The organism is Patescibacteria group bacterium, from assembly GCA_041674405.1.
In the GTDB taxonomy this organism is placed as follows: Bacteria; Patescibacteriota; UBA1384; order XYA2-FULL-43-10; family XYA2-FULL-43-10; genus JBAYVT01.
Window position 1 is genome coordinate 240329 of the sequence record JBAYVT010000001.1, and the last position, 10498, is coordinate 250826.

The window sequence follows — 10498 nt, forward strand, 5'->3', positions numbered from 1 at the left end:
GCATAAGTTTTGCTATCATCATAATGTTTTTGGGCGGTTAGTCCCGATGCGGTAACCCGATCGGGATCCCGAAAGCTTCGCTCTTCGGGACTCTTTACAATGAAACCAAGCGTATATATTTTAAAACTCGATGACGGAAGTTATTATATTGGATCAACTCGCGACTTAAAGAGACGCATTGCTGAACACCGGAAAGGTTTAAAAGCCAGTACAAGATTTTCTAAGAATCCCCAGATCGTATTCTTCCAGAATTTTGAAACTTATCATCAAGCTCGAATTATCGAGATAAAATTAAAATCCTATAAAAGTCGCAAAGTGATCGAAAAAATTATTAAGGAAGGAAAAATTAACAAATTATAATAATGGGCCCGTAGCTCAGTTGGTTAGAGCGCATCGTTGACATCGATGAGGTCTGCAGTTCGAGTCTGCACGGGCCCACCAAAAAAATCCCTACTTTGTTAGGAATTTTTTTGTTATCTAACTTATTAATTTGTTACTTTTTGGCTTTTTTCTTGACCGCAATTTTGGCAGCTTGTTTCGGTGCGACTTTCGGTACAGTAATAGTCAAAATTCCGTTGTCCATCTCAGCTTCGGCCTTTTCTGATTTAACTTCGGATGGCAGTGTGAAGCTTCTAGTAAATGATCCAGTATACATTTCTTTGTGATAAAATCCCTCGTCTTTTTCTTCCTTTTCCTCTTTTTTCTCACCAGAAATTGTCATTATGTTATCGGCAACTTCAACAGTGACATCTTCCTCGGCAACTCCCGGAAGTTCGGCTTTGACTATGACAGCGTCTTTGGTTTCTTTTACATTGATTTTCGGCATTCCGCCAGCCTTGGCTGGGGTGACAACGCTTTCCTCAAAAAGACGATCCATTGCATCACGGAGAGTAACCATTTCTCCGAAAGGGCGCCACGGCCCAATTTCTCTTGGCATAGAATTCTCCTTTACCCCGAGCCTGTCGAGGGGTTTACCCACCTCATCGAGCCTGTCGAGGGGTTTACCCACCTCATCGAGCCTGTCGAGGGGTTTACCCACCTCATCGAGCCTGCCGAGGAGTCTCTCGTCCTCAATTTGTCCGAGTTGCCCAGCAGTTGCGGGGTTATGATTAATAATTTTTATTGGTGAATTATTTTCAAACATTTGATTAATTTCTTTTTCAAAATCAAATATTTCCTCAAATGCAGAATTGAAAAAATTGCACATCGATACAACAAGGGGTAGTGATGGCATATATTTCCCCTGCTCAAGAGCGATCACAGACTGCCGGGAAATACCCAGAGCTTCGGCCAGTTCCTCTTGTGAAAGATCGTGTTGGCGACGAAGTTCGCGCAATCTGTTTTGAATGTTTGGTTCTTCTTTCATAATTTTTTACTCATCAGTGATGGAATTCTGTGAAAGATCCTTGTGGTTAAATTTCATTGATGTAAAGTTTACTTTACATCATGATCTTTGTCAAGGTGCCTTAAATGAAATCAAAAGCTAAATCAAGAATTAAAACCGCAAAAAAATCAATAAATTTCAAATTACATTTATTAATTTTAATTATAGTTATAGGTTATCTTTCCCATAGAGAAATATCTTTGTTTTTTTGCCCAAATTGAAGGTTTTAGCTGATTTTATGAATATGTGCTCGGTGAATGTAAAAGACAGCGAAACGACCCTGGCATCCTCTTTGATTGCTGCAAAAAACCATGGCTCGATAGCAGTAAGAACCTTATTGAGCAAATATAGATATACTACATTAGCATGGCCTAAATGTTTTTTTGCTTTTTTAAAATCACCAAAAATTATTTTGATGTTTTTGCTCTCTCCGGCAAGAAATACGTTCCATCTTGATTTTAAAAAGCAGTAAGGCGAAATTTCTACCCCCACTCCTTTGGCTCCAAATATTCTGGCAGCAATTATTAAGCTCCTTGCGTTGCCACAACCGAGATCAACAACCAATTCGCCGCTTTTTAACTTGGCCAATTTGAATGCATCGATTATAGCTTGATCAGAAGCATATACCGTAGGCGCACTAAAAATCGCTGCAAACAAAAGCGATCCCTGCCAAAAGCAAAGTACAAAAGAAATAACTAAAAATATTATCAAAAATGCTGTCTGCATATTTACATGCGAATTATACCCGATCCAATGTGACGAGCTCAAGCTTTGGGTGATAATCTCAAGATAATTTGAGGTTAAGCTCGGCCTATATCCTGATATATAGTATGCGTACTCACAAAATGATAAGATTCAAATATGAAACATAGAATTCAAAAAGCCACAATCGAAGATTTGCCCGAGGTCCAGCGATTGCGAAAGAAATTATTCGAATATGAAAAAGATCAGTTTGATAATCGACTTAATACCAAATGGTCTTACGAAGAAAAAGGTATCGAAAAATTAACTGAACGGATTAAATCGCCAGATGATATTGTCCTTTTAGTCGAAAAAGAATCTAAAAACATAGGGATTTTGATTGGGTCTACCTGGGCCGACCCAACAATTAAGGATCATAAATTAGTTGCCGAATTATCTTCTCTCTATATTGATGAAGGTTTTCGAGGCGAAGGCATCGGATCGGAATTGATCGAAAAATGCATAGCATGGGCCAAAGAAAAAGGGGCCGAGAGACTTACTCTAAATGTTGCGGCTGTTAATGATGCAGCACTTAGTCTTTACAAAAAATACGGATTTAATGATTATTATATGAAACTGAAAAAGGATTTATGATGGATATTTCCGAAATCTCAAAAAGAGCACTTGAAATAAGGTCAAAATACGCAGAATTGGAAATGAAAAAATTTGGACACGAGTGGTCTAATAAAGAAATATTTAAAGGGTTCAAAAAAGATGTTTCTGATTTAGAATCACTGATCGCTGACGATCAAATAAGACCATCAGAGTTTGCCCACGAACTATCAGATTGCCTCTGGTCAATACTGGTCATGGCCAATAAATATGAAATAGATATTGAAAAATCTTTCCTTGAAACAATGAATGATTTAGAACAAAAAATAAAACAGGAACTTGATCAATAATGGCAGTATTAATCAATTTTAAAATTTGTGACAATGCGGAAGAATGTGCCGGCATAGAAACCTGCCCGAGTGGCGCACTTTCTTGGGATGATGAAAATAAGACGATCAAGATTGATAATGAGAAATGTACTAGCTGCGGCGCTTGCGAGAAAGCTTGTGGTGTTGAGGCAATCAAGGTTGCGAGAACTGATGCTGAATATGCGCAGATCACGAAAGAATTCGACGAGGATCCGCGTACCGTCAACGATCTCATGGTCGACCGCTATGGCGCACAAATAATTTTGCCATTTAATTTAATAGATGATGAAAGATTCGAAATTGACATTCTAAAAAGTGAAAAACTTGCGGTAGTTGAATTATTTAAAAACGACACGATCGAATGCATGATCAAGTCGATTCCAATCAAAGAGTTATTAGCCGGTTATGATTACAAATACCGCAAACTCGAAGTCAAAAACGAAGAAATTATGAAAAAGTATGATATTTCGCAACTTCCGGCACTGCTCTTTTTCAGAAATGGCAAACTAATTGGCAAGGTTGAAGAATATTTCACCACCGACCAAAAATCAGAAATTATCGCAAAAATTAAAGAAATTATGAACTAATGGCTAAAAATATCAAAAAAGTGAACAACGTGTCATTGATAGTTTTTTATGACCCCAAAGGCAAAATTATGCTTCAGGATAGAAGGGGGCATAGCAAGGTCGGAGAGGAATGGGGATTTTTCGGCGGACATATTGAAGAGGGCGAAACTCCCGAACAAACCCTAATCCGAGAAATTCAGGAAGAACTGGATATAGCCATTTCTGACTATAAATATATTGGAGAAGCAAATACACTAATCAACAATGTGGCGGTCAATCGCCACGTTTACATTGCTCCTATCGGCGAAAAAGAACCAGAAATTAATCTGAAAGAAGGTCATGGTTGTAAATTTTTCACTATAAATAGCGCGAAAAATCTTAAAATGGTTCCCGGAGACGAAAAGGCAGTGGAATTAGTCGGTGAATCTTTGGAAAAATTAATGCCTGACTTATTAGAAAAATCTATTGAGTTTGTTGATAAATCGTTTGGCAAGAAATCGCCACATTTCGAGCGGGCGCTGTATTGGGTCAAAATTCTTAAACCCGACGCGGATGAAGCTTTACAAATCGCCGCATACTGTCACGATATCGATCGATCAACTTGGATGAATTCGAAAGATCGCCCTGCTATCAGCAAGAAGCTGATGCTTCAAGATCTCGAAGCGATCCGAGAGCACGAGGAACATGGCGCAGAAATGATGTACGATTTCTTGGTCGCAAACGGAGCCGATGAATCTCTGGCAGAAAAAGTTCGCCACCTGATTTCTCGTCATGAAGAAGGCGACGATGACGAACAAAATGTTTTGAAAGATGCGGACTCTATAAGCTATTTTGAAACGAACGCGGAAAGACACATCGCAGAACTGGGCACATTCACATTTCACGAACTCAAATCAAAAACCGACTACATGTTCAATCGCATTACCTCTCCCGAAGCCAAGAAACTTGCCGAGCCGAATTACAAGTCTGCAATTGAAAAATTAGAGAAAGCTGCCAAATAACAATGCAAATATTTTTTACCTTGCTGATAAAAATATCGCCTTTGTATGGGCTCATTGCCTTGTCTTATATTGTCGGCAAATTTTTTACCATCGATAGAAAAATTATTGCGAAATTTCTGATATATATTGTGATACCCCTTGTTGTCTTCAATGGCGTTATCTCTGCTAAACTTACGGCTGGTAATATTGCACTGCCAATAACTTTTTTTGTAGTTGCGACTTTAATAAGCTTCTTTGCCGCATGGCTTGGAAGAAGATTCTGGCATGACAGCACAAAAAATCTGCTCGCCTTTGCCTCCGGTTCCGGCAACACGGGCTACTTCGGAATTCCGGTCGCAGTTGCAATTTTTAGTAACGACATGTTTAGCCTGGCTGTTCTTTCAACTTTGGGAATCATCCTGTTTGAGAATACTTTTGGTTTTTATCATGTTTCCAGAGGGCATTATTCGGTACGTGATAGTTTAAATAAAATTTTGAAATTACCATCTATCTGGACATTCATAATCGGTTTGATCCTAAATATATTCGGAATACATTTTACAAACAGCCATTTTACTACTTATTCGAATGTAGTGAAAGATATTTACGTGTTTTTTGGCATGTCCATGATCGGCCTAAGTTTAGCCGCTATCAAAACATACCAATTCGATTTTAAGTTTCTAATATTCTCCCATCTGAACAAGTTCATATTGTGGCCCATTCTTATTGGCCTGATTATTTTATTTGACAAATTGGCGTTGCATATATTTAGCGCTGATAACTATAGGATTTTGCTTTTGATGTCTATTGTCCCACTCGCTGCCAATACCGTGGTATATGCGACTGAGCTGCGTGCCCATCCGGAAAAAGCAGCGACAGCAGTTTTTATAAGCACAGTTATTGCACTATTTTATATCCCGCTAATGGTTGGCATATTTATTAAGTAAGAATTAAATAATATGAAAAATCTTATTTCTATTTCAACCGGGCTAGTTTATAAATTTACAGACAAACGCAATGAAATGATTCGCATGCTCCGCGAGTTTTCTCCTGATGGAATCGAACTCTCTTTTGCCGATTCTACATACCTCTTCGACTTTAAAATCTCTGAGGAGAATGTTGATTATTTACGATCTTTACCCTATACAACTATCCATGCACCCTGGATCGATATTCGGTATGCCAATAACGATAAAAGTAAAAAGGTCCTCGACCTTATAGAAAAATTGTACAGAAAAACCGGCGCCAAAAACGTGACTATCGAACCGAGAGAAATTGATGATTATAGCATACTCGGTTCTTATGATTTTCAGATCTCGATAGAGAACGCCGATATCCGCAAGCCTTTCTGTGCTGCCGAGGAATTGTTGTCTATACTGAATAAAAATCCAAAGCTAAAATTGACGCTCGATATTGCCCATTCGATGACAGCGAATCCAGATCTATTTGATCAATTGCTTTCAACCGGAAAAATCTCCCAAATTCATGCAGCTTATTTTGACATATCTCTCTCTGATCACTTTTTCTTCCACAAATACGCTACGCCGGAGTTGATTGCACAGATTAAGAAAATCCCGGAGAATATTCCGCTTGTTCTCGAAGCCGTCGCCGGCAAACGCGAAGAAATCTCCTCAGTAAGAGATGAAATCAAGTTTTTGCGATCTCTATAAAAACGCCTTTTGATATTATTCTTTTACGAAGTTGTCGGTTTTTGTGCTGGTTTTTGTTATTCAAATTTTCCCTAGATGATTGACATCCAATCACCTTTTTTGTATATTGTCGGGGTCCGACAACCCTAACACCACAAGGAGAAACGCAATGTCTAGACCCGAGCCGGATATGCGGTTTCACTCGATCGGACACGTCCCGGTCGATGTCCTCCGATACGCAGGGATCAAGGTCCTGCTCTTTGATGTCGACAATACCTGCGCGCTCCGCAAGTTTGGTTGCCTGACCAACGAGGCGATCGACTTGATCATGAAGGCAAAGGCAGCTGGAATGACCGTCGTCCTCGTGTCGAACGTCGTCTCCAGCAAGCGCCGGATCGAGCGCGTACGAAAGATGGCGTACGACAACGATGTGGCCTTCGTCTGTGCTACATTTCCGCGACTCAAGCCGCACCCCGCCCCGTACCAGGAAGCCATGAGCCTTGCTGACGCCAAGCCGAATGAGGCTTGCATGATCGGTGACCAGCTCTTCACCGACGTGAAAGGCGCAAAGCGTCTCGGCATGATGGCAATTCTGGTAGATCCACTCGGCAGTGACCACCTTGTCACCACACCGAGGCGCCTGCTCCAGAACTTGGCCCTCCGCAAGGTGGCCTACACCTGAAGCAGCAACCCATCGCAGTTCCGTGACCTCTCCCCCGTGGGAGAGGTTTTCGGTTTAGATAATGAAATTAGCTAATTCGGCGAAATTAAACCACCATTTATGTTCGGCAAATGTTCGGTTATCCACAGTTACATTTTTGACATTCCATAATACAATAGATCTAGAAATAAAATAGAAAACACAGGGAGGTGTTGTGTTGACGAAAAGGCAGCAAGAAATTCTGGACTATATAAAAAAATATCAGGCTAAACATAAATTTTCTCCCTCTCTTGATGAAATTCGACAAAAGTTTGGGTTTGCCTCCGTTTCGACGGCACACTTCCACGTGTCAAAGCTTCAGGAAATGGGATATTTGGAAAAAGGAAACCATCAGGCTCGCTCGATTGACGCAACAAACCAAGAAGAATTGATGCGCATTCAGATAGTTGGCACTATTGCTGCCGGATTTTCTATTGAAGCAATAAAATTATCAGATCGCGACATTGCAGTCTCGACCAAAGAATTGGACCCTAAACAAAAATATTACGCCCTCAAAGTGAGGGGTGACAACATGACCGACGAAGGAATTTTCGATGGTGACATTGTTGTTTTAAGAAATCAAAGTACAGCAAAAGAAGGAGAAACAGTCGTTGCAATTATCGATGGCAATAAAGCCATTCTGAAAAAATTTTTTAAGGAAAAAAATAGAATTAGATTGCAATCAGCAAACCAATCAATGCTGCCGATCTTCCGAAAAGACGCCGAAATAAAAGGTGTGGTTGTTAAGATCATAAGAAATCTGGAAAATAATTCCGAAAACACATTAGCAGACAGAAAAAAAGAATATTTACTTAAAATCAAAAGTAAAAACCCAAACAGCCAAAATAAGTACAAAAGAGTGGCTCTTTCCCCGATTAGATATGCCGGTGGCAAGAGCCTGGCAGTAGGCCATGTCATAGAACTGCTTCCTGATAATATCACCCGGCTTGTTTCTCCGTTTTTTGGCGGTGGCTCTATAGAAATTGCAGCAAGCAAACACTTGGGACTCGAAGTCATTGGATATGATATTTTCGACATTTTGTGCAATTATTGGAATTTTCAAATTAAAAATCCTGAGCTTTTATATACGAGTCTCAAAAAACTCAAGCCAGATAAGGCGACATTTGAAAAAATTAGATTTATTCTAAATGATGTTTGGAAGAAGAAAACTAAGCTAGATCCTCTTACCATGGCTGTTTACTATGTTTACAACTTCAACCTATCTTACGGCCCCGGATTTATGGGATGGGCTTCAGATATTTATCTGGATGAATCTAGATATGAAAGAATGCTCGCACGAATACGAGATTTCGATCCACAAAACCTCAGAGTAGAGTGCGCCGATTTCAGGGACGTTATGAAAAAACATGTGAGTGATTTTTTATATTGCGATCCCCCATACTATATCGGGGCAGATTCAAAAATGTTCAAAGGTATATACCCCATGAGAAATATCCCGGTCCATCACAACGGATTTCCACATGAAGAGCTCCGAGATCTCTTGAAAAAACACAAGGGTGGGTTTGTCTTATCCTACAATAATTGCCCGACTATCCGAGAGTACTATAAAGATTTTCAACAATTATTTCCCACCTGGCAGTACACGATGGGCCAGGGCGAAACGAGGATTGGAACAAATAGAATCAAACATGGCGACAATCACATTAAAGAATCGCACGAACTCTTGATTTATTCGCCGCCAAAAATATAGCTACTTTTTCTTAAGCCTATTTTGATGATAAAGGTTGTGCTGCTTGGCAAGATCTTCCGGATAAGGCTTATTGTTCTCTTGAAAATTCCATTCAGGATAGCATGCCTTTCTTGAGTAATAATCCGACTTGCAAAGGTCTTCCATCTCTTTAAAACTAGCAATTTCCCTTTGTTCCGAGTCAAAAAGCCCATTCACTGATGCCATAGCTTTTGGTGACGTGATCATAAAAAGCTCAACTTTTGAACCCAATTTCAATGCCCGCTCAATTAGAAGATGAATGACAAAACGTGGAACACCCGGGCTTCCGGTCATCGCGCCTGTATAGAAACTCATTGTTGCTTTTATTCCGCCCTTGCCGGCTGATCCGCCAATTTTTTTGATGATACCATCTTGGGTAATGATATATATTCGTGCCCGATCGTCCACAAGAGTGCTATTTTCAATTTCTTTAGAATATTTGAGCTCGATTTTATTTCGATGATTTGCCTTGAGGACAAAATCACCGATTTTTATTGCTGTCTTCACATCACTGATATGCATTTTGAATCTCCCATTTGATAAATATCAAGGCTACACTACTCCCGTAGAGGTAAAAAGGCAAATTCGCCGAGAACAAAGTCTAAATTTTGTTGACGGAAGGCTACTAAAACGCTATTATCTCGTTGCGTACCATCCTATATACTACGAGGTGAGGCTCATGCCTCGACGGAACCACCAAAAACACGGGGCAGGCAGGAGCCGAACTGGCTCGGCGTTCTTCAAGAAGCTGGGGGGAGGTGATGTCGTATACGACCTTCCGGCCGATAACTCGCTGGATGATGGCTGGATTGGGGAAGCTCCGGGTCGCTACTTCGGTTTGCCCGGCTTCGTTCCGGTTACTGCCGAAGAGCCGGAGCCAAAGCCAGAGCCAGATCTGCCTCACGGCGTCGGATTCACAGAGCCGATCGAGGGCGCCGCTGGCGTGGTGCAGTTCTACCACCACGAAAGAGGATTTGGCTGGATCAAGCTCGACCACGACAGAAGAACCGTTTTCGCGCATGTCAGTGGGCTTGTGCACAGCAACGGGGAAAAGCCCTTCCTCTGGAAAGGCATGGAGGTCACCTTCGACGTCACCTTCGAGGCACGATTCGATCGGTGGCAAGCCGTGCATGTTCGCCTCACAAACAGCCAGAGCTTCACGGAGTGGGGTAGTAAGCGCGGCATCTACTTCGAGACCGAGGAGGACTTCCTCGGGCACCGGCAGATATATCTGCGCGATCGCAGATCCCATAGGGAGCGCGTGCGGGTTTGCCCGTAGTCTCGCAACAAGACACATATAGTCGTACATGCGCCTCGCCGGCTCCCGGCGAGGCGCATTCGTTATATACATTTATATCATTGACATTTGATCGTAATTTCTATATAATTGAATTCAAATCCTCTTGATTTTGTAAATATTTCGCCCTGGGCAAACATGGGGGTGTATTAGTTTCGACAGAAGGACCTTAAAAACATATCTGCAAGTAAGTGGGTAAGCCGCTTTATAAGCGTTTACAAATTTAAGTGCAAAAACACTTTCAGAGAGAGTAAAGACTGCTTTCGCAGGATTTGCTTTTTCGCCAGTTGCTGCTTAATTAATTAGTAGCAACCATCCGCCCTTCCGCTTTTCGACGGGAGAGATCGGGTGTTATATTTCGAAATGCTGATTTTCCGGTTCTTGCGCGGAAAATAGTAAGCCAAACAGCGAGATAAGATAATAGTTTTCTGCCTTGGTTGAGCTATTATTCGAACAAATCACCAAGGCAAAACTTGTAGACGATATGTTTGAAGCCTTTTGGACAGGGGTGCAACTCCCCTCACCTCCACCA

13 protein-coding genes, 1 tRNA gene, 1 other RNA gene and 1 pseudogene are annotated in these 10498 nt (G+C 41.1%); 13 read left to right on the forward strand and 3 right to left on the reverse strand.

The genetic code is table 11. The features are described 5' to 3' along the window. Positions 1 to 99: 99 nt before the first annotated feature. Both WC080_01325 and WC080_01330 read left to right on the forward strand, forming a co-directional pair. Positions 100 to 360, forward strand: coding sequence for a GIY-YIG nuclease family protein (locus tag WC080_01325; GenBank protein MFA7243916.1), 261 nt, complete (start codon positions 100 to 102; stop codon positions 358 to 360). 4 nt (positions 361 to 364) lie between these two features. Next, positions 365 to 441, forward strand: a tRNA-Val gene (locus WC080_01330). A gap of 52 nt (positions 442 to 493) precedes the next feature. Here the strand turns inward: WC080_01330 and WC080_01335 are convergent. Next, positions 494 to 1366, reverse strand: coding sequence for an Hsp20 family protein (locus WC080_01335; GenBank protein MFA7243917.1), 873 nt, complete (start codon positions 1364 to 1366; stop codon positions 494 to 496). Between the two features lie 186 nt (positions 1367 to 1552). Next, positions 1553 to 2110 carry a hypothetical protein gene (locus WC080_01340; protein ID MFA7243918.1) on the reverse strand — a complete coding sequence of 186 codons (558 nt, stop codon included), beginning with the start codon at positions 2108 to 2110 and terminating at the stop codon, positions 1553 to 1555. Between the two features lie 135 nt (positions 2111 to 2245). Between WC080_01340 and WC080_01345 the strand changes: the two genes are divergently transcribed. The 9 genes and pseudogenes from WC080_01345 to WC080_01385 all read left to right on the forward strand — a co-directional run bounded on the left by WC080_01345 (position 2246) and on the right by WC080_01385 (position 8651). Continuing rightward, positions 2246 to 2719, forward strand: a complete 474-nt coding sequence (locus WC080_01345; protein MFA7243919.1) for a GNAT family N-acetyltransferase — start codon at positions 2246 to 2248, stop codon at positions 2717 to 2719. Further along, a complete protein-coding gene (locus tag WC080_01350; GenBank protein ID MFA7243920.1) occupies positions 2716 to 3027 on the forward strand; it encodes a nucleotide pyrophosphohydrolase in 312 nt (103 codons plus the stop codon). The genes WC080_01345 and WC080_01350 overlap by 4 nt, the downstream gene beginning before the upstream one ends. Further along, complete coding sequence (locus WC080_01355; GenBank protein MFA7243921.1) at positions 3027 to 3632, forward strand: 4Fe-4S binding protein; 606 nt, start codon at positions 3027 to 3029, stop codon at positions 3630 to 3632. The genes WC080_01350 and WC080_01355 overlap by 1 nt, the downstream gene beginning before the upstream one ends. Continuing rightward, positions 3632 to 4612 (forward strand): DUF4202 family protein, encoded by a 981-nt coding sequence (locus WC080_01360; GenBank protein ID MFA7243922.1) that lies wholly within the window; start codon positions 3632 to 3634, stop codon positions 4610 to 4612. Before WC080_01355 ends, WC080_01360 begins: the two co-directional genes overlap by 1 nt. 2 nt (positions 4613 to 4614) lie before the next feature. After that, positions 4615 to 5538: a transporter gene (locus WC080_01365; GenBank protein ID MFA7243923.1), complete on the forward strand. Its 924-nt coding sequence runs from the start codon at positions 4615 to 4617 to the stop codon at positions 5536 to 5538. Positions 5539 to 5550: 12 nt separating this feature from the next. Continuing rightward, positions 5551 to 6261 carry a hypothetical protein gene (locus tag WC080_01370; protein MFA7243924.1) on the forward strand — a complete coding sequence of 237 codons (711 nt, stop codon included), beginning with the start codon at positions 5551 to 5553 and terminating at the stop codon, positions 6259 to 6261. A gap of 148 nt (positions 6262 to 6409) precedes the next feature. Further along, positions 6410 to 6922 (forward strand): HAD-IIIA family hydrolase, encoded by a 513-nt coding sequence (locus tag WC080_01375; protein ID MFA7243925.1) that lies wholly within the window; start codon positions 6410 to 6412, stop codon positions 6920 to 6922. A gap of 193 nt (positions 6923 to 7115) precedes the next feature. Then, a pseudogene (gene lexA, locus WC080_01380) lies at positions 7116 to 7691 on the forward strand (transcriptional repressor LexA). Positions 7692 to 7700: 9 nt separating this feature from the next. After that, entirely contained in the window at positions 7701 to 8651 is a 951-nt protein-coding gene (locus tag WC080_01385) for a DNA adenine methylase (protein ID MFA7243926.1), read from the forward strand. Here WC080_01385 and WC080_01390 read toward each other — a convergent pair whose 3' ends face one another. Further along, positions 8652 to 9191, reverse strand: coding sequence for a hypothetical protein (locus WC080_01390; GenBank protein ID MFA7243927.1), 540 nt, complete (start codon positions 9189 to 9191; stop codon positions 8652 to 8654). 157 nt (positions 9192 to 9348) lie between these two features. Here WC080_01390 and WC080_01395 point away from each other — a divergent pair, with 157 nt between their 5' ends. Then, positions 9349 to 9948, forward strand: coding sequence for a cold shock domain-containing protein (locus WC080_01395; GenBank protein MFA7243928.1), 600 nt, complete (start codon positions 9349 to 9351; stop codon positions 9946 to 9948). A gap of 158 nt (positions 9949 to 10106) precedes the next feature. Beyond that, positions 10107 to 10498: a transfer-messenger RNA gene (gene ssrA, locus WC080_01400) on the forward strand.